Below are 19121 nucleotides of genomic sequence, written 5' to 3'. Positions count from 1 at the left end.
ACAGGTCCACAATATGAGACAAAGCCCATCGCGGAAAAATCGGGAACTTTGTCGTCATGAAACTTCAAAAAAGGCAAGAACGATGAAGAAAGCAGACAGATGGTGGATCGCTCTGGCAGCGATTCTGTTGAGCGGCTGTTCGGGCGGACGACAGGAGACTCCCTTCGTGCGGAGTGTGTATGTGACGCATCCCGTGGCATTGGGCGGCGAAATGACGCGTACCTATTCGGGCATCGTACGTGCGGCCCACGAGGTGAGTCTGGGATTCAAGACCGCCGGGCAGATTGCGCGGATTCACGTTGTCGAGGGCGACTACGTGCGCCGTGGGCAGCTGCTAGCCGAACTGGATGATGCCGACTACCGGCTGGCGGTCGAGGCGCTGCAGATCCAGTATGACCAGATGCGCGATGAGGTGGAGCGTACGCGTCAGCTCTTCGAGCAGCGGAGCGTCTCGGTCAACGATTTCGAGAAGGCCAGCGCCGGACTGCGGCAGTTGGGCATCCAGCTGCAGGCCAACCGCAACAAACTTGACTATACGAAACTCTACGCCCCGACCGACGGCTACGTTCAGACGGTGAACTTCTCGCCGGCAGAGATGGTCGATGCCGGAACAGCCCTTTTTACACTGCTCGACGTCTCACGCATGGAGGTTGAGGTCGACATTCCGGCCGTCGAATACCTCCGGCGTGACCGCTTCACCGGTTTTGCCTGCCGGGCGGCGGGGGTTGCCGACGAGATTCCGCTGCGGCTTTCGGGGCTTCCGCCCAAGGCCGACGGCAATCAGCTCTACCATCTGACCCTCGCCTTTGCCGCGCAGCCCGACCGGCAGCTGACGGCCGGCATGAACGTCGAGGTGCGGATCACCGAGAGCGATACGACCCGTCGGCAGGGCTTTGCGCTTCCGTTCGGAACCGTCTTTCTGGAGGGCGGGACCCCCAGTGTGTGGGTTCTCGGGGCCGATTCGACCGTACGGCGCCGGGCCGTTGTGCTCGACAATACGGATGCTGAAGGGCGTGCCGTCGTCCGTGAGGGGCTTGATGGCCGTGAGACGATCGTGCGGGCCGGAGTTTCGGCCCTGAAGGAGGGCGAGAAGGTCCGTGTCGTGGCCGCGCCGAGTCGAACCAACGTAGGAGGGCTGTTGTGATGAAGATGAAGTTGACGGAGTTTTTCATGCGGCGGCCGGTGTTGTTCTGGTCGCTCATGGGGGCGATCCTCATTGCGGGGGTACTGTCGTTCCTCTACATGCCCAAACTGGAGGATCCGGCCGTGGCGGTCAAGCAGGCGATGGTCGTCATTCCCTATCCCGGAGCCAGTGCCCACGAGGTGGAGCTGAAGGCGGCCCAGCTGATGGAGGATGAGCTGCGGGCGCTGCCCAATGTCAAGAAGGTGACGAGCGAGTGCCGCAACGGTTCGGCCACGCTGACCGTCGAGTTCCAGATGACGGTGCTGAACCGCGATCTGGAGCAGCACTTCGATCTCCTGCGCCGCAAGGTGAGCGATGCGGCCCGGCGTCTGCCGCAGGGGTGCTACGATCCGGTGGTGATCGACGACATGATGGATGTCTACGGCATCTTCTACGCCCTGACGGCCGACGGGTACGACTATCCGGAGATGTACCGCTACGCCAAATTTTTGCGGCGTGAGCTGCTCGACGTGAAGGGGGTCAAGCGGATCAACATCGCGGGCAACCGCGACGAGGTAATCAACATCATCCTCTCGAAGGAGCAGATCGCCCGCAACGGTGTGATCCCGACACAGATCATGTCGGCGCTGCAGCAGGTCGGCAAGACGGTCGATGCCGGGCAGTTCCGGAGCGGTGACGAACGCATCGCGCTCTATGTCGATTCGGCGGTCGACGACGTGGAGGAGATCCGCAACCTGGAGATCCGCACGATGGACGGCCGCCAGCTGCGTATTGGCGACGTGGCCCGCGTCGAACGGGGGTATGCCGAACCGCAGCGTAACGGATTTTTTGTGGACGGGCGTCCGGCGCTGGCTCTGTGCATCGCCATGGAGTCGTCGGCTATCGTGCCGGATGTGGGCCGGGCGGTCGATGCGCGGCTCGCGGAGGCGATGCAGCAGCTTCCGGCCGGATTTCATACCGAGAAGATCTTCTTCCAGCCGGACAAGGTCTCACAGGCCATCTCGTCGTTCATGTGGAACCTGCTCGAATCGGTTGTGATCGTCATCCTGGTGCTGATCTTCACCATGGGCTTCCGCAGCGGACTGATCATCGGCTTCGGACTGGTGCTGACGGTGGCCGTCTCATTCCCGATCCTGCTGACGTGCGGCACGACGCTGCAGCGCATCTCGCTCGGGGCCTTCATTGTGGCCATGGGCATGCTGGTCGACAACGCCGTGGTGATCATGGACGGCATCCTGATCGACAGGAAACGGGGCCTCAGCCCGAAGATATACCTCTATCGCATCGGTCGCAATACGGCCCTGCCGCTGCTCGGCGCGACCGTCATCGCCGCCTCGACCTTCCTGGGCATCTACCTCTCGCCCGATTCGGCGGGTGAGTATGCCGGCGACCTCTTTCTGGTGCTGTGCGTGAGCCTGCTGGCCAGTTGGGTGCTGGCACTGGTACAGGTGCCCATCTGTGCCAAGTCGTGGCTCCCGGCCCGGGAGAAACTGCAGCCCGGAGCGCAGAAGCCGGTCGTGATGAACTCGCCGGTCCACCGCTTCGTGCGCCGCTCGATCGCCTTCCTGATCGGCTACAAGCGGGCGACGATCGTCGTGGCCTTCGCCGTGCTGGCCCTCTCCCTCTTCGGCATGACGCGTGTCAAGAACCTCTTCTTCTCCGACTTCGACTACAAGCAGTTCGTCGTCGAGTGCTTCTTCCCCTCGGCCACGGATGCCGGCCGGGTGCGTGACCGTCTGCTTGAAATGAGCGACAGCGTGCTGCTCCATGCGGGTGTCGAGCGGGTAGCCGTCAGCCAGGGCAGCGCCCCGGCTCACTACTGCCTGGTGCGCCCGATGACCTCGGGCGGCGACTGCTACGGCGAGCTGATCGTCGACTGCCCCGATTACAAAACCGTTCTTGAGGTGATTCCCCCGATCCGTCGACAGTTGCGCGAGGAGTTTCCCGAGGCCTACGTCCGCATCCGCAAGTACAACTTCTCGATCTCGACGTCGCACACCGTCGAAGTGGAGTTTGCCGGTCCCGATCCGGTCGTGCTGCGCGATCTGAGTGCACAGGCCGAGGCCGTCATGCGCCGCTGTCCCTACGTTGATGCCTATTCGGTGGAGAACAACTGGAAGCCGAAAGGCAAGGCGCTGGTGGCCGAGTTCAACCAGCAGGATGCCCTGCGGGCCGGGATCGGCCGCGGGGATGTGGCCAACGCCCTGCTGGCCGCCACGGACGGCATGCCGGTCGGCGTGCTGAACGACCAGGAGCGGATGGTGACATTGAACCTCCAGGTGCGCAACAACGACGGCAGCCGCATCCGCAATCTCGACGAGATCCCCGTCTGGAGCATGATGAACCTGCGGCTGACGGGTGAGGACCTGCAGGGAGCGCTGGCCGGCGGTCAGGGGATGAGCGAGCTGCAGGACCGTATGTTCCGCGCCATGCCGCTCGGAAATGCCGTGCATGACATCCGCCTCGACTGGGACGAGGATGTGGTGTTGCGGATGAACGGCCGGCGGGTGATCGAGGCCGAGTGCGATCCCAATCCCGACAGCCGGGATGCGACGCCGGCCAAGGTCGTCGCCTCGATCCGTCCCGAAATCGAGGCCATCGCGCTGCCCGACGGCTATACGATGCGCTGGGTCGGCGAGGGCGAACTGCAGGGCGAAGCGATCGGCAACCTGATGAAGTACCTGCCGTTGACGATCTTTCTGATTCTGGCTATCCTGTTGCTGCTGTTCAACAGCTGGCGCAAAGTGCTGCTCATTCTGCTGTGCTTCCCGTTCGTCTTCTGCGGCATCACTCCGTCGCTGCTCCTGACGGGCCAGCCGCTGACCTTCATGGCCATCATCGGCATGATGGGGCTGATCGGCATGATGGTCAAGAATGCCATCGTGCTCGTCGACGAGATCAACCGCCTGCAGACCGAAGAGCACAGGCCGCCCTATACGGCCGTTATCGAGGCGACCGTCTCGCGCGTGCGTCCCGTGCTGATGGCCTCGCTGACTACGATCGTCGGGATGATCCCGCTGGTCGGCGATCCGATGTACGGGTCGATGGCCCTGACGATCATGGGCGGTCTGACCGTTGGTACGATCATCACGCTCATTCTGCTGCCGCTCTTCTACGCGGCCCTGTTCCGGATTCGCAAACCTCAAAACGCATAAATCATGAAGATCAAAAAGCTATATATGGCCATCGGCGTTCTCCTGCTGTCGGCGGCGGCCGTTCGGGCCCAGCAGGTGCTTCCGCTCACGCTGGACGAGTGCCGCGCGCGGGCCCTTGCCCACAGCGAGGAACTGCAGCAGGCCGGCAACCGCCTCGAGCAGGCGCGTCTCGACCGGCAGATTGCCTCGGCGGCTTCGCTTCCGAAGATCGAGGGGTCGGCCACGGGGGCCTATGTTGCCCCCGATATCGACATGATGGGGATGGAGTTGCGCATGCGCGGCACCTACATGGCCGGCCTGACCCTCACACAGCCGATCTACGCCGGCGGCAAGATTGCGGCGGCGCGCCGCATGGCCCGCATCGGCGAGGAGGCGGCCGGCGAGCAGCTGCGCATGACCCGCATGGAGGTGCTGGTCGAGGCCGACAACGCCTATTGGACGCTGGTGGCCGTCGAGGGGAAGGTGCACATGCTTGAGAGTTATGCAGCACAGATGGATACGCTCTACTCGCAGACGGCGGCGGCCGTCAAGGCGGGTATGGCCATCGAGAACGACCGGCTGCGCGTAGAGTCCAAACGCAGTGAGATCCGTTATCAGTTGCAGAAGGCCTGCAACGGGGCCGATCTGTGTCGCATGTCGTTGTGCCGGGTGATCGGTGTGGGGAGCGACGTGCGGCCCGTACCGACCGACACCCTCTTCCGGGCGTCGGCGCCGGGCGAACTGTCGGCAACCCTCGAAACGCGCCCCGAGTTGCGAATGCTTGAGCAGCAGGTGGCCATCGGCGAGCAGCAGATCCGCGACGCCCGTTCGGCGATGCTCCCCACGGCGGGACTTTCGCTGGGGTATACCTATTATGGCAACATCAAACTCAACAGCATGGTCGATGCCGGAGGCGGAAACTACGTTCCCTATACGCAGGAGTTCCGCGATGGCCTGGGTCTGGCGATGCTGGCCGTGAAGGTTCCGATCTTCCACTGGGGCGAGGGGCGCAAAAAGGTGCGCAAGGCCCGTTTCGAACTGCAGAATGCGCAGCTCGAACTGCAGAAAAACACGCGTTTGATGACCCTCGAGGCCGAGCAGGCGATCCGCAACGTCGAGGACGGTTATCGGATGATTCAGACCGCTGAACTGGCGCTGCGCCAGGCCGAGGAGAATCTGCGCGTGATGCGCAACCGCTACGCGGCGCAGATGGCTCCGCTGACCGACCTGCTCGACGCCCAATCGCAGTGGCAGCAGGCCGCCAGCAACCGGATCGAGGCCGAGACGCAGTACCAGATCTACCGGACGGAGTATCTGCGTGCAACCGGACGGCTGGAGTGATCTCCACCGTGTTCGGGTAATCCCGTGCGGCAGATGTTTTCCGAATGGCCACTTCGTTCATGAATACATGTCGATGTGACCCTTGTTTTGTGCGAGATCGAAAAACGGGCCCGGCTCGCCGCGAAATTCCCCGTTTCGTGGCGAATGAAAAAAAATTGTTATATTTGCCCGAATTTTTAATCCAAAATACAATGGCATACAACTTATTGAAAGGAAAGAAGGGTCTTATCTTCGGAGCCCTGAACGAGCAATCCATTGCCTGGAAAGTGGCGGAACGTGCCGTGGAAGAGGGTGCCGAGATTGTCCTCACCAATACTGCCGTTTCGATCCGCATGGGAACCATCAGCCAGTTGGCTGAAAAATGCAATACGATTGTCGTGCCGGCCGATGCCACGAGTGTCCCCGATCTCGAAAACCTCATCGACAAGACCATGGAGCATTTCGGCGGCAAGTTCGACTTCATGCTCCACTCGATCGGCATGTCGCCCAACGTCCGCAAGGGGCGTACGTACGACGATCTGGACTACGACTATCTCTCCAAGACGCTCGATATCTCGGCCATCTCGTTCCACAAGGTCATTCAGGTCGCCCGCAAGAAGGACGCCATCAACGAGTGGGGTTCGATTGTGGCGCTGACCTACATCGCCGCCCAGCGTACGTTGTACGGCTACAACGACATGGCCGATGCCAAGGCGCTGCTCGAGTCCATTGCCCGCAGCTTCGGATACATCTACGGCCGTGAGAAGCACGTGCGCATCAACACCGTCTCGCAATCGCCGACGCAGACCACCGCAGGCAGCGGCGTGCTGGGTCTGAACGATCTGATGTCATTTGCCGAGAGCATGTCGCCGCTGGGCAACGCCACGGCCGAGGATTGTGCCGACTACGTGCTGACGCTCTTCTCCGATCTGACGCGCAAGGTGACGATGCAGAACCTCTACCACGACGGCGGTTTCTCGTCGATGGGCATGTCACGCCGCGCCATGAAGACCTACGAGAAGGGGATGCGTTTCGACGACGTGCACGAGCACCAGTATCCCTTCGGCGGCGGTCCTGCCGAGGAGACGAAGTAATCGGAGCCGGGGCCGGAGAAAGGGGCCGGAAGACGGAGACTGGAAGCCGGGACCGGAGAAAGGGACCGGAGAAAGGGGCCGCAGACGACGGAATTTCCTTGTCGGGCCTTTGCCGACCAGCCGGCCGACCCGTATGGCCAGCCGGACCGAATAACCGATCCGAATGGAAAAAGAGCGGAAGCTGCAGCTTCCGCTCTTTTTCCATGCCCGGGTGTCGGGTTTGCCAGTGCCGGGATCAATACTGATGCCCGCCCTCGTGCAGTTCGTCGCGGGTCAGCGGGCGCCGGTTCAGGGCGCGCCATACGTACCAGATGTAGGCCACGACGAAGGGGATGAAGAGCGATACCCACGCCATGACGCGCAGCGTGAAGAGGCTCGACGAGGAGTTGGCGATGGTGAGCGACGACTGCAGATCGCTCAGCGACGGATAGTAGGCCGTCTGATTCCAGCCGGCCGTCAGCAGCAGGGCCAGCACCGTGAGCACCGTTCCCACACCGCCGAACCAGATGGCGCTGCGGCGGCCGCTCCACCCCAGGCGGATGCTCCACAGCACGGCCACCACGCCGACGAGCAGTACGGCGGCCACGCAGGGCATTTCGAGCAGGTTGTGGAGATACTTGTGGGGCTCCATCGAGATGCGGCCCGCGGCATCGGCCGTGGCACCGTCCGAGACGAGCAGCGCGACGAGCCAGACGACGAACAGCACAACGAAGACCGGCCCCGTGCGGCGCATGAGGCTGCGGGCCCGCTGACGGAGCGTCTCGTCGTCAACGTCGTTGATCAGGTACTGACACGCCAGGGTCAGCGTCAGCAGCGTGACGCTCACACCGAGCAGCACGTTGCGCCAGTCGGCGACGGCCTCCAGTCCGTGCCAGGGCGAACTCCACTGCGAGATGACCGCAGCGCCGCCCTGTTCGGTCAGATTGAGCCGGTCGACCGTAAACTCCGCACCGGTGAAGAGCGTCCCGACGGCCGTTCCGATCAGCAGCGGGCCGAGGATGCCGTTGATCATCAGGAAGACGTCGAAGGTGCGCTCGCCGAAGACGTTCGAGGGTTTGCGGCGGTATTCGTAGGCAACGGCCTGCAGCACGAAGCAGAGCAGGATGGCCATCCAGACGTAGACCGCGCCGCCGAACGACGTCGAGTAGAAGAGCGGGAACGAGGCGAAGAAGGCGCCGCCGAACGTAACCAGCGTGGTGAAGGTCAGTTCCCACTTGCGGCCCAGCGAGTTGACGATCAGGTTGCGCTCCTCCTCCGAGCGCCCGAGGCGGTAGAGGAGGGCCTGGCCGCCCTGGACGAACATCAGGAAGACGAGCAGGGCGCCCAGGAGCGCGATCAGAAACCACCAGTAGTGTTGAAGCAGAGACAGCGTATCCATGGTTTAGTTGTTTTTCGGTCCGATCTTGATTTGGCGGAAGAGGATGCTCAGCTCGGCGATGAGCAGGGCGGTGAAGAGCACCAGGAAGAGGAGGAAGGTCGTGGTGACCGAACCGCTGGGGATCTTCGAGGCGGCGATGCTTACGGGCATCAGCTCCTGAATGGCCCAGGGCTGGCGGCCCACCTCGGCAACGATCCATCCGGCCTGCGAGGCGAGGTAGGCGAGCGGAATTGTCCAGACGGCCACCCACAGCAGCCAGCGCTTCGAGGCGAGACGGTCGCGGCGGTTCAGCCACCAGACGACGGCCAGCAGCAGGATGAAGAAGCATCCGGCGCCGACCATCACGCGGAACGAGTAGAAGAGCAGCGGCACGTTGGGGACGAGCTGTTCGGGGCGGTCGATGTATCCGTAGCCGAAGTAGGCGAACTTTTCGCGCAGGAAGGTCTCGCCCTCGGGGGTCGAACGGTCGAACAGGCGGCTCACGGCGGCCATCGTGGCCGTATCGCCGGCGTTGCGGGCCTCGCGGTAGCGGGCCAGCGTGTCGATGACCTCCCGTCCGCGCGCCATCTTCTCAGCGGCCGGCAGGATGCCCCGTTCGGCATCACCCTCGAGCAGGTCGTTGATGCCCGGGACGTAGGCCTCCGTATCGCGGAAGCTCATGACGGAGAGCAGTTTCGGAATGTCGATCTTGAAGTGGAAGGCGTCGTCGTTCGAGTGGCGTTCGGCTTCGGGGCGCAGCACGCCGATGACCGTGAGCGGTGCCCCCTCCTCGCCGTCGTAGAGGGCCTCCATGGCAGCCAGTTTCATGGGCTGGGTCCGGGCGGCGATGGCACCCGATCGGTCGCCCGTGTAGGCGGTCAGCAGGGCGAAGACCAGTCCGAAGACCGAGGCCAGGGCGATGCTCTTCGAGGCCATGCGCTTCTCGCGGCCGCGCAGCAGGTACCAGGCGCTCACGCCGACGACAAACAGCGCCGCCAGGGTGAACGACGAGGTGACCGTGTGGAAGAATTTGTTGACGGCCACGGGCGAGAGGGCCACCTCGGCGAACGAGGTCATCTCGTTGCGCACGGTGTCGAGGTTGAAGTCGCAGCCCACGGGGTGCTGCATCCAGGCGTTGGCCACCAGGATCCACCAGGCCGAGAGGTTGGCGCCGATGGCCGTGAGCCAGGTGGCCGTCAGGTGGAAGCGTTTGGAGACCTTCTCCCAGCCGAAGAACATCACGGCCACGAACGTCGCCTCGAGGAAGAAGGCGAAGATTCCCTCGATGGCCAGCGGTGCGCCGAAGATGTCGCCCACGAAGTGGGAGTAGTTGGACCAGTTGGTTCCGAATTCGAACTCGAGGATGAGTCCCGTGGCCACGCCGATGGCGAAGTTCACGCCGAACAGACGCATCCAGAATTTGGTGGTGCGGCGCCAGAATTCGTCTCCTGTGCGCACGTAGAGGGTCTCCATCAGGGCGACGAGGACCCCCAGACCGAGTGTCAGCGGGACGAACAGCCAGTGGTAGATGGCCGTCATGGCGAATTGGGCCCGCGACCAGTCGACGGTCGATAGGTAATCGCTAAACATAGGTTATCAATGGTTGTTGAGGTTTGTGGCGCGTGCAGCGGGGGAGAATTGTGCCGCCGGGGTTGACCGGGGGGCTTTTGGGCCCGGATCCGTTGCGGCTGCGGCGGGGGCGTATGGCGCCGGGTCTGAAACAGCGGCGGCCGGGGCCGTGGTGACAGTAGCCGGGGCCGGATCTGTTGTGATCGCCGGGGCCGTCGGGGTGAGCTCCTCGAGCAGGTGCGAAGACCGCTCCTCCGAACTCCGGCCCGCCAGCGGATCGGGCATGAAGAAGAGCTTCAGCACGGCGAAGAGCACGAACAGTTTGATGAGAATGATGGCCCAGAGTGTGCGTCCGAGCGTCATCTCCCGGAATCCCTCCACATAGAATCGAATCACGTTTCGCAGCATATCGGGTGTTGTCGTACGGTGTCGCCGGATTTGGTCCCGACGGTGCCGTTTGTTGGATAAAGGTAATGAAAAAAATGAATTCCCAAACACCTCTCCGTTCAAAACCTCTCCTCCGGTTTCGTCGCGGAGGCCGCAAAGTGGCTGTTTTTCGATGAAAATTCGTACTTTTGCCCGCGAAAAAAAATTGTTGAATCCCATGAAGGAAAATGTCGCAAAACTCCCCTCGCCGTGGGTGTCGGCCATTCCGCTGGTGGTGCTTACCCTGCTGCTCTACGTGGTGATCCGCGCCTTCGGGGGCGGGGCCATCGACGGCGGCAGCCAGATTGCGCTGCTCTCGGCCACGTCGGTCTGCGTGATGCTCTCGATCGGGTTGTACCGCTGCCGCTGGTCGGTGCTCGAGGAGGCGATCATCGAAAACATCCGCGCCTCGGCTTCGGCCATCCTGATCCTGCTGCTGATCGGCGCCATCGCCGGCACGTGGATGATCTCGGGGGTGGTCCCCACGCTGATCTACTATGGTCTGAAGATCCTCCATCCGACGTTTTTCCTCGTTGCCTCGTGCGCCATCTGCGCCATCGTGTCGCTGATGACCGGCAGTTCGTGGACGACGATCGCCACCATCGGTGTGGCGCTGATGGGCATCGGCCGGGCGATGGGCTTCCCCGAAGGGTGGGTGGCCGGCACCATCATCTCGGGCGCCTATTTCGGCGACAAGATCTCGCTGTTGTCCGATACCACGGTGCTGGCCTCGTCGACCGTCGGCGTCAACATCTTCACCCACATCCGCTACATGCTCTACACGACCGTGCCGTCGATGCTCATCGCGCTGGCGACCTTCACCGTCGCCGGACTGACGCTCGCCCACGGCACCTCGACCCATGCCGGACTCTATGCCGAAACGCTGGCCGCGACGTTCCGTATCTCGCCGTGGCTGCTGCTCGTACCCCTGGCCACGGGTATTCTGATTGTGCGCAAGCTGCCGGCCATCGTGACGCTCTTCTGTGCGGTGGTCTTCGCCTGCGTGGCGATGCTGGCGGCACAGCCCCATCTGGTGATGCAGGTCGGCGGCGGGGCGGAACTCGACGCCATGACGGCCTTCCGCGGCGTGCTCACGACCTGCTACGGACACACGGCCATCCCGACCGGCGTGGCGCAGCTCGACGAACTGGTCGCCACGCGCGGCATGGCCGGCATGCTCAATACCGTGTGGCTGATCATCTGTGCGATGTGCTTCGGCGGGGTGATGACCGGCAGCGGTATGCTGCGCTCGCTGACGGAGATCTTCCTGCGCCGGGTGCGGCGGACCTTCTCGGCCGTGGCCTCGACCGTCGGCGCCGGGATCTTCTTCAACCTCTGCACGGCCGACCAGTATATCTCGATCATCCTCTCGGGGCGCCTGTTCCGTGATCTCTACGCCGAACGGGGGCTCGAAGCGCGGCTGCTGAGCCGTTCGGTGGAGGATTCGGCCACGGTCTGCTCGGTGCTGATCCCCTGGAACTCGTGCGGCATGACGCAGGCCACGGTGCTCGGCGTCTCGACCTTCGTCTACATGCCCTATTGCATTTTCAATATCGTTTCGCCGCTGATGTCGCTGCTGGTGGCGGCCATCGGCTGGAAGATCAAAAAACAGCAATGAATACCCAATTAGTCATCTTCGACCTCGACGGCACGCTGCTCGATACGATCGGCGACCTGGCCGTTGCCTGCAACGCCATGCTGGCCCTGCGGGGGCTTCCGCAACACTCCTACGAGGAGTATTGCCACTTTGTCGGCAACGGCATCCTGCGCCTTGTGGAGCGGGCGCTGCCCGAGGAGCTGCGTACGCCCGACAACGTGGCGGCGGCGCGTGCCGACTTCGTGAAGTACTATGTCGACCACATCGACTGCCATACGAAACCCTATGCCGGCATTCCGGAGCTGCTGGCCGAACTCGCGCAGCACGGCGTGCAGCTGGCCGTGGCCTCGAACAAGTTCCAGGAGGGGACCTCGAAACTCATCGCGCGCTTCTTTCCCGAAGTGGCCTTTACGGCAGTCTTCGGACAGCGTCCCGACGTGCCGCTGAAGCCCGATCCGGCCGTCGTCGAGGAGATCCTCGCCCGCAGCGGCGTGGCGAAGGAACACGTGCTCTATGTCGGCGATTCGGGGGTCGACATGCAGACGGCCCGTGCGGCCGGCCTGCAGTCGGTGGGGGTGACGTGGGGCTTCCGCGACCGTGCCGAGCTGGAGGCGACCGGCGCCTGCCGGATCATCGACCGTCCCGACGAACTGCTGGCGCTGCTGTAAGGACGGCAAGGCGAAGGGGTGACGGCCGGCTGCGGCTGAGGTCGTTGCGGCTGCGGCATGCGGCCGTGGTGGCTGTGATATGCGGCGGATGGTTGCCTGGCGGTTGGAGGCGGTGAAAGGCGGCAGCCGGCTGCGGAGCGCTACTGACAGTAGAGACGCACGTCGTTGGCCGTGATGCGCTCGCCGGAGAGGATCAACAGCCGCTCGACGACGTTGCGCAGTTCGCGGATGTTGCCCGTCCAGGGCATTCCACGCAGCAGCGCGACCGCCTCCGCGTCGATCTCTTTGGGCGGTTTGCCGTACTCTTCGGCCAGCGTGCGGATGAAGTGGTCGACCAGCGCGGGAATGTCGTCGGGATGCTCGCGGAGGGCCGGGACCCGCACGACGATCACCGCCAGACGGTGGTAGAGGTCCTCGCGGAAGTTGCCGCGGCGGATCTCCTCGCGCAGATCCTTGTTCGTGGCGGCGATCACCCGCACGTCGACCTCGATCTCCTTGTCGCCGCCCACGCGGCTGATGCGGCTCTCCTGCAGTGCCCGCAGCACCTTGGCCTGTGCGGCGAGCGACATGTCACCGATCTCGTCCATGAAGAGCGTGCCGCCGTCGGCCTGTTCGAATTTGCCCTTGCGCTGTTTGATGGCTGAGGTGAAGGCTCCGCGTTCGTGGCCGAAGAGCTCGCTCTCGATCAGCTCCGAGGGGATGGCCGCGCAGTTCACCTCGACGAACGGCGCCGCGGAGCGCGAACTCTTCGCATGCAGCCAGCGGGCTACGAGCTCCTTTCCCGTACCGTTCTCGCCGGTGATCAACACCCGCGCCTCGCACGGCGCCACCTTCTCGATCAGCTTGCGGACGTGTTCGATCTCGGGCGAGAGTCCGATGATCGCCTCGGCCTGTGCGGGATGGGCCCGGCGGCTGCGGCGCGGTGCGGCAGCCGCCGCGGAAGGGGTGGAATCCGGGTGGTCGACGGCCCGGTGGACGGACTGCAGCAGACGGTTCATGTCGACGGGTTTGGTCAGAAAGTCCTGCGCACCGTTGCGTACGGCCTTCACGGCCGTGTCGATCGAGGGGTCGGACGAGAGGGCAATGACCGGAACGCCCGCATCGGGAATCCGGAAGGCGGCGTCCGAGATGATCACGTCGAAGGGGATCTTCCCGCACAGGGCCGTCGCCTCGGCCTCGTCCTCGGCCGCCTCGGCCGAAAAACCTTCGTATTCCAACCGCTCACGCAAGACGTTTCGCACGCTTTTTGAACGGTCCAGAATTAAAACTTTTGCCATAGTTTGTTTTTGCTGAAATTTTACTACTTTTGCCGAAGACAAACTCCGGTCATGCCTCTGTTTTGCACGGCTTCAGAGGCAAAGGTAGGGCTTTCTGCGGCGTAAAACCAATTTCGCAAGCCGTACCCGGAGCCCGGCGTTTCGGATGAAAACCTCTTGATTCGGTTCATTGCCGCAGGCCGCGCGGACTCTCCGGCGGACGTTTCGGAACACGATGTCGAACCGCATGCAACAATATGAAAAAGAACTATAACTACACACGACGCAAGTTGTACCTGCCCGAGTACGGGCGCCATATCCAGGAGATGATCGACTCGCTCATGGAGATCGAGGACCGGCACGAACGCAACCGTCAGGCCCGGGCCGTCATTGCCGTGATGGGCAATCTGAACCCCCTGCTGCGCGATACGGCCGACTTTACCCACAAACTCTGGGATCACCTCTTCATCATGTCTGATTTTCAGCTGGATGTCGATTCGCCCTATCCGCGGCCCACGCGTCAGGAGCTGACCGTCTCGCCCCGCCACATGGCCTACACGCAGAGCCGCATCGCCTACAAGCACTACGGCAAGTATGTCGAGCGGATGATCGGGTCGCTCGCGACGGTGAAGGATCCGCGCGCGGTGGCCTCGACGGTCGACAACCTGGCCCGCTACATGCGCGCCAAGAGTTACGAATACAACCAGGAGCATCCCAACAACGAGGTGATCGTTCGCGACATCAAGCGCATGTCCGGAGGGAACATCGAGATCGACGAAGTGGCCCTGAACAATCTCCGAAGCGACTACAAACAGCCCTTTTCGGCACGTCCCCAGAAGGGTCCCCAGCAGCACCGCCCGCCCCACGCGCAGCAGCAGCAGCGGTCCAAAAACCGCAACCAGCAGCAACACCGCAATTTTGCAAAAAATAACGGGGCTCACCGCAATTCTTCGAAATAAACGGCGCGGAATTCCGAAAAAAGTGCTATCTTTACTTTCATCAAAACGCGTAAAAGTTCATCCATGAATCGTCAAACGCTTTTAGGAACGCTCCTGACGGCGGCACTGCTGTGCGGCTGTCAGTCGTCGAAAGTGAAAATCTCGGGCCGTTTCGTCGGAAACGAAGCCAGAGAGGTCTATCTGGAACAGATGACTCCGCTCGCATCCTCGGTCGTCGATTCGACGACGCTGGCCGCGGACGGCAGCTATGAATTCCGTCTCAAGGAGGTCGCACGGACCCCCGTTCTCTACAACCTGATCTATAACGGCGAACGCATACCGCTGCTGGTGGCAGGCGGTGATCGGCTGACGGTCTCGTCGGTGGGCAGCGTCGTGCGCAACTATACGGTCGAAGGATCCGTCGAATCGGATCTGCTGCGTCAGTTCTACCAGGCCTTCGTCGAGGGGGCGCAGCAGCTGGACGTCCTCGCCGCACGCTTTGCCGAACCCTCCCTGACGGAGGAGCAGCGCAAGGAACTTACGGCCGAATATACGGCCGAATACTACCGCATCCGCCGCGAACAGCTGCGCTTCATCATCGAGAACAAATCCTCGCTGGCGGCCGTCTATGCCCTCTACCAGCGGCTGCCGGGTGATGCCTACCTCTTCAACGGCGACAGCGACGTGGTCTACTACCGCACGGTGGCCGACGCCCTCGAGGAGAGCTATCCCGAATCGCCCTACCTGCAGTCGCTGCAGGCCGAGATTGCCCGCATGGATGCCCGCATGAGCCTCTCGTCGCGCATCAGCGAGTCGCCCTATCCCGATCTGGAGCTGATGGACATCTACGGCAAGAAGATCCGCCTTTCGTCGCTGGCCGGCAAGGTGATCCTGCTGGATTTCTGGTCGGCCGAACTCGGGTCGAGCAATCAGCTCAATGCCGAACTGAAGGAGATCTACCGCAAATATGCCGATGCCCCGGTGGGCTTCGAGGTCTATCAGGTGGCCATCGACACGTCGAAACCCCTGTGGATCACGGCTGTTCAGGAGCAGCAGCTGCCTTGGGTTTCGGTGAGCGATCTGCGGGGCCGCGGCTCGGCATCGCTGGGTCTCTACAACGTGCAGAAACTCCCGACCAACTTCCTGATCGACAAGGACGGCGTGATCGTCGCCCGCGACATCTACGGCAAGGAGCTGGAGAAGAAACTGGATGAACTGACCGGATTATGATCTATTTCGCTTCCGATGTCCATCTGGGGGCGGGTGACCGACGGGAGGCCCTGCTGCTCGAACGTCGTTTTGTCGGGTGGCTCGACCGCGCGGCCCGGGATGCGGAGGCGATCTTTCTGGTGGGCGACATCTTCGACTTCTGGTTCGAATACCGGCGGGTGGTGCCCAAGGGTTTCGTGCGCACGCTCGGCAAACTGGCCGAACTGACCGACCGCGGCATCCGCGTGGTCTTCTTCACGGGCAACCACGACATGTGGGTGGGCGACTATCTGCGGTGCGAATGTGGCGTGGAGATCTTCACCTCGCCGCAGTTGCTCACGCTTCACGGCCGGCGGATCTTCGTGGCCCACGGCGACAACATGAACATCGACGATCAGCCGATGCTGAAGCTGCTGAACAGGACGTTCCGTTCGCGGACGCTCAAATACCTCTTTTCGTGGGGTCTTCACCCCGACCTGGCGCTGAAGTTCGGCCACTGGTGGAGCCGCAAGTCGCGCCGGAAGCACAACGCGGCCGACGAACGGGCCCGGCTGACGGGCCGCGGCCAGGGCTTCGACGCCCGGCTCACCGAACCGCTGATCGACTATGCCCGCCAATACGCCGCCACACACCGTGTCGATGACTTCGTCTTCGGTCACATGCACTTCGCGCGGGAGTTCCGCGAGGGGAGTCTCCATGTGGTGAACCTCGGGGGTTGGGAGAAGAACCCCTCCTATGCGGTGCTGGACGACGGGGGGCAGCTCACCCTGAAAATGCTTGAATCATGAAACAATACCTCGATCTGCTGCAGCGAATCCTCACGGAAGGGGTCGTGCGCGGCGACCGCACCGGAACCGGCACCAAGGGGGTCTTCGGCCACCAGATGCGCTTCGACCTGGAGGCGGGCTTCCCGCTGCTGACCACCAAACGGGTCTTCCTGAAAGGGGTGATCCACGAGCTGCTGTGGTTTCTGCAGGGGGATACCAACATCGCCTACCTGGTGCGCAACGGCGTCCATATCTGGGACAATGACGCCTACCGCTACTATAACGAACTCTGTGTGAAGAACGGCGTGCTGCCGCTCGGACGCGAGGCCTTTCTCGAGGCGGCGGGCGAGGAGTCGCCCATCGACGGTTACCGTTTCGGCGACCTGAACCACGTCTACGGTTACCAGTGGCGTTCGTGGCCGCGGCCCGACGGCGGGGTGGTGGACCAGATCGCCCGGGCCGAGGAGCTGATCCGCACGAATCCCGAATCGCGGCGCATCGTCGTCTCGGCGTGGAACGTGGCCGAGATCGAGCAGATGGCCCTGCCACCGTGCCACGTGTTGTTCCAGTTCTATGTGGCCGAAGGGCGGCTTTCGTGCCAGCTCTACCAGCGGAGTGCCGACACGTTCCTCGGTGTGCCGTTCAACATCGCCTCCTACGCGTTGCTGACGATGATGATGGCCCGGACGTGCGGACTGCGCCCCGGGGAGTTCATCCATACGCTGGGCGACACGCACCTCTATCTGAACCACCTGGAGCAGGCGGCCGAACAGCTCCGCCGCGAGCCGCGGCCGCTGCCGACGATGCGGTTGAATCCCGCCGTCGGGTCGATTTTCGATTTCCGTTACGAGGACTTTTCGCTCGAGGGGTACGATCCCTGGCCGGCGATCAAGGCCCCGATGTCGTTCTGATCAATCCGTACTGTCATGCGAAAAGTCCCAGTTGTTTTCAGTATCGACCGGAATGTGGTTGTCCCCTTTATGGTCTGCGTGACGTCGTTGCTCGAGCACGCACGGCCCGATACCTTCTACGAACTCTTCGTGCTGTGCGACGGTGAGAAGCTCGGCGAGGAGTTGCGCAACGAGGCGCGCCGGGCCGAACTGGCCTCGGAGAACTGTTCGCTTGCGTTTGTCGATGTCGGCGGGGCGTTTGCCGAGGCCTACGAGATCCGCGGTATTACCGTGGCGACCTATTACCGGTTGTTGATGCCCGACCTCTTCCCGGCCTATGAGCGGATGATCTATGCCGATGTGGACATGATCTTCCGTTCGGATCTGGCCGACCTCTACGAGCAGGCGTGTGCCGGCGGTGAACTGGTGGCCGGGGTGCGGGAGTGGAACGACTTTCTGCACGACGAGACCACGGATCGCGACAAGGAGTACCTGCGTTCGATCGGTTGCGGAGTCGAGAGCTATGTCAACGGCGGATTTCTGGTGATGAATCTCGGGGCGATGCGCCGTGAGGGGATTGTGGCCCGTTTTCTGGAGCATGCCGACCGGCAGTATCTCTATCAGGACCAGGATATCATCAATGTGGTCTGTCGGGGGCGGATCGAGCTGCTGCCCATGCGCTGGAACTACACCTATACCCTTTACCGGTGGGCCCATACGGGTCCGGCCGCCTACATCAAGGCTTGCAGCCGCGAGATCGACGAGGCCGAATGGCGGGGGACCGTCCATTATACGGGGCCCAAGCCCTGGAAGGAGTTCTGTCCGCGTTATGACTGCTGGTGGGCCTGCTACCGACACTCGGCGGCATTCGATGCGGAGTTCTGCTTCCGGGCGCAGGAGACGGTCTGCCGGACGCAGGACGAGGCCCGCAAAGTCCCCCGACCCTCGAAATGGAAGCGCCTGCGACGTCGGGTCTGCCGGGCCTTCGGATATAAAAAAAGTTACTGGGAATGATCAGCATCATTGCGGCCGTAGCGCAGAATGGCGTCATCGGCGACCGGAATGCCCTGTTGTGGCACATCTCCGAGGATATGAAACACTTCAAGACGCTGACGACGGGGCATCCCGTCGTGATGGGGCGCAAGACCTGGGAGTCGCTGGGCCGGCCGCTGCCCAACCGCACCAACGTCGTCATCACGCGTCAGGCAGTCGAAATCCCGGGCTGTCGGGTGGTCCATTCGCTCGAAGAGGCGATGGCGTTGTTCGCCGCCGACGAGGAGATCTTCATCATCGGCGGGGCGCAGATCTATGCCGAGGCGCTGCCCCGGGCCGGACGTTTCTACCTGACGCGGGTCTTCCGCGACTACGAGGGCGATACGTGTTTCCCGGCGTGGGACGAGGCGGAATGGCGTCTGACCTCCTCCGAATCCTTCCCTCACGGCAAGGATTACCCCTGGTCCTTTGCCTTCGAAAGCTGGGAGCGCCGTTGAAGCGGGCGCCCTGCCGGGACCGTGGCCTGTTTCGCCGGGGCCCGCGCCACACCCGTCCCACCGTACCCGTCCCACCGTACCCGTCCCGCCACATCCGTCCCGCCACATCCGGTCCCGCCGCTTGCCGTCTCGCCGTGGCCGGGTGCCTCGTTCCACCCCGTCCCGGATCGCCTCCGCCGCACCTTCCTGCCGCGCTTCTTCCCGCCGCGACCGTTCTCCGCTCCGCCGCGACCCGCTGCCATGTTCCTCTTCCGTCCCGGAT

Annotated in this window: 15 protein-coding genes and 1 pseudogene; 12 read left to right on the top strand and 4 right to left on the bottom strand. The window is 62.9% G+C overall.

Annotated elements, in window-relative coordinates; all coding sequences use genetic code 11:
• The first annotated feature begins 82 nt into the window (after positions 1 to 82).
• The 4 genes from B5G09_RS12430 (at position 83) to B5G09_RS12415 (ending at position 6692) form a co-directional block, all read left to right on the top strand.
• Positions 83 to 1144 (top strand): efflux RND transporter periplasmic adaptor subunit, encoded by a 1062-nt coding sequence (locus tag B5G09_RS12430; protein WP_241147672.1) that lies wholly within the window; start codon positions 83 to 85, stop codon positions 1142 to 1144.
• The gene (locus tag B5G09_RS12425) at positions 1144 to 4299 is read left to right on the top strand and encodes an efflux RND transporter permease subunit (protein WP_241147671.1); all 3156 of its coding nucleotides are present in this window, start codon (positions 1144 to 1146) and stop codon (positions 4297 to 4299) included. Before B5G09_RS12430 ends, B5G09_RS12425 begins: the two co-directional genes overlap by 1 nt.
• 3 nt (positions 4300 to 4302) lie before the next feature.
• Positions 4303 to 5619, top strand: coding sequence for a TolC family protein (locus B5G09_RS12420; RefSeq protein ID WP_087405418.1), 1317 nt, complete (start codon positions 4303 to 4305; stop codon positions 5617 to 5619).
• A gap of 191 nt (positions 5620 to 5810) precedes the next feature.
• Positions 5811 to 6692 (top strand): enoyl-ACP reductase, encoded by an 882-nt coding sequence (locus B5G09_RS12415; RefSeq protein ID WP_087309990.1) that lies wholly within the window; start codon positions 5811 to 5813, stop codon positions 6690 to 6692.
• Between the two features lie 235 nt (positions 6693 to 6927).
• On the opposite strand, the gene B5G09_RS12410 is transcribed toward B5G09_RS12415, so the two are convergent.
• From B5G09_RS12410 to B5G09_RS14440, 3 genes and pseudogenes are all read right to left on the bottom strand, one after another.
• The gene (locus B5G09_RS12410; RefSeq protein ID WP_087405417.1) at positions 6928 to 8070 is read right to left on the bottom strand and encodes a cytochrome d ubiquinol oxidase subunit II; all 1143 of its coding nucleotides are present in this window, start codon (positions 8068 to 8070) and stop codon (positions 6928 to 6930) included.
• A 3-nt stretch (positions 8071 to 8073) separates the two neighbouring features.
• Positions 8074 to 9639 carry a cytochrome ubiquinol oxidase subunit I gene (locus tag B5G09_RS12405; RefSeq protein ID WP_087405416.1) on the bottom strand — a complete coding sequence of 522 codons (1566 nt, stop codon included), beginning with the start codon at positions 9637 to 9639 and terminating at the stop codon, positions 8074 to 8076.
• A gap of 201 nt (positions 9640 to 9840) precedes the next feature.
• Positions 9841 to 10026 (bottom strand): annotated as a pseudogene (locus B5G09_RS14440) (DUF4492 domain-containing protein); the annotation flags it as partial.
• A 196-nt stretch (positions 10027 to 10222) separates the two neighbouring features.
• Here B5G09_RS14440 and B5G09_RS12395 point away from each other — a divergent pair.
• Both B5G09_RS12395 and B5G09_RS12390 read left to right on the top strand, forming a co-directional pair.
• Entirely contained in the window at positions 10223 to 11662 is a 1440-nt protein-coding gene (locus B5G09_RS12395) for a Na+/H+ antiporter NhaC family protein (RefSeq protein ID WP_087405414.1), read from the top strand.
• Positions 11659 to 12309 carry an HAD-IA family hydrolase gene (locus B5G09_RS12390; RefSeq protein ID WP_087405413.1) on the top strand — a complete coding sequence of 217 codons (651 nt, stop codon included), beginning with the start codon at positions 11659 to 11661 and terminating at the stop codon, positions 12307 to 12309. The genes B5G09_RS12395 and B5G09_RS12390 overlap by 4 nt, the downstream gene beginning before the upstream one ends.
• A gap of 140 nt (positions 12310 to 12449) precedes the next feature.
• Here B5G09_RS12390 and B5G09_RS12385 read toward each other — a convergent pair whose 3' ends face one another.
• Positions 12450 to 13586 carry a sigma-54 dependent transcriptional regulator gene (locus B5G09_RS12385; RefSeq protein WP_087405412.1) on the bottom strand — a complete coding sequence of 379 codons (1137 nt, stop codon included), beginning with the start codon at positions 13584 to 13586 and terminating at the stop codon, positions 12450 to 12452.
• A gap of 236 nt (positions 13587 to 13822) precedes the next feature.
• Here B5G09_RS12385 and B5G09_RS12380 point away from each other — a divergent pair, with 236 nt between their 5' ends.
• The 6 genes from B5G09_RS12380 (at position 13823) to B5G09_RS12355 (ending at position 18859) form a co-directional block, all read left to right on the top strand.
• Positions 13823 to 14524, top strand: coding sequence for a DUF4290 domain-containing protein (locus B5G09_RS12380; RefSeq protein ID WP_087405411.1), 702 nt, complete (start codon positions 13823 to 13825; stop codon positions 14522 to 14524).
• 63 nt (positions 14525 to 14587) lie between these two features.
• Entirely contained in the window at positions 14588 to 15733 is a 1146-nt protein-coding gene (locus B5G09_RS12375) for a TlpA disulfide reductase family protein (protein WP_087405410.1), read from the top strand.
• Positions 15730 to 16500 (top strand): UDP-2,3-diacylglucosamine diphosphatase, encoded by a 771-nt coding sequence (locus B5G09_RS12370; protein WP_087310008.1) that lies wholly within the window; start codon positions 15730 to 15732, stop codon positions 16498 to 16500. Before B5G09_RS12375 ends, B5G09_RS12370 begins: the two co-directional genes overlap by 4 nt.
• A complete protein-coding gene (gene thyA, locus B5G09_RS12365) occupies positions 16497 to 17390 on the top strand; it encodes a thymidylate synthase (RefSeq protein WP_087405409.1) in 894 nt (297 codons plus the stop codon). The genes B5G09_RS12370 and thyA overlap by 4 nt, the downstream gene beginning before the upstream one ends.
• A gap of 15 nt (positions 17391 to 17405) precedes the next feature.
• On the top strand, positions 17406 to 18383 hold the full coding sequence (locus B5G09_RS12360; RefSeq protein WP_087405408.1) for a glycosyltransferase family 8 protein: 978 nt from the start codon (positions 17406 to 17408) through the stop codon (positions 18381 to 18383).
• Positions 18380 to 18859 (top strand): dihydrofolate reductase, encoded by a 480-nt coding sequence (locus B5G09_RS12355; RefSeq protein WP_087405407.1) that lies wholly within the window; start codon positions 18380 to 18382, stop codon positions 18857 to 18859. Before B5G09_RS12360 ends, B5G09_RS12355 begins: the two co-directional genes overlap by 4 nt.
• Positions 18860 to 19121: the final 262 nt, after the last annotated feature.

It is taken from the genome of Alistipes sp. An54, from assembly GCF_002159375.1.
In the GTDB taxonomy this organism is placed as follows: Bacteria; Bacteroidota; Bacteroidia; order Bacteroidales; family Rikenellaceae; genus Alistipes; species Alistipes megaguti.
This window is presented reverse-complemented; position numbering and strand designations above follow the sequence as displayed.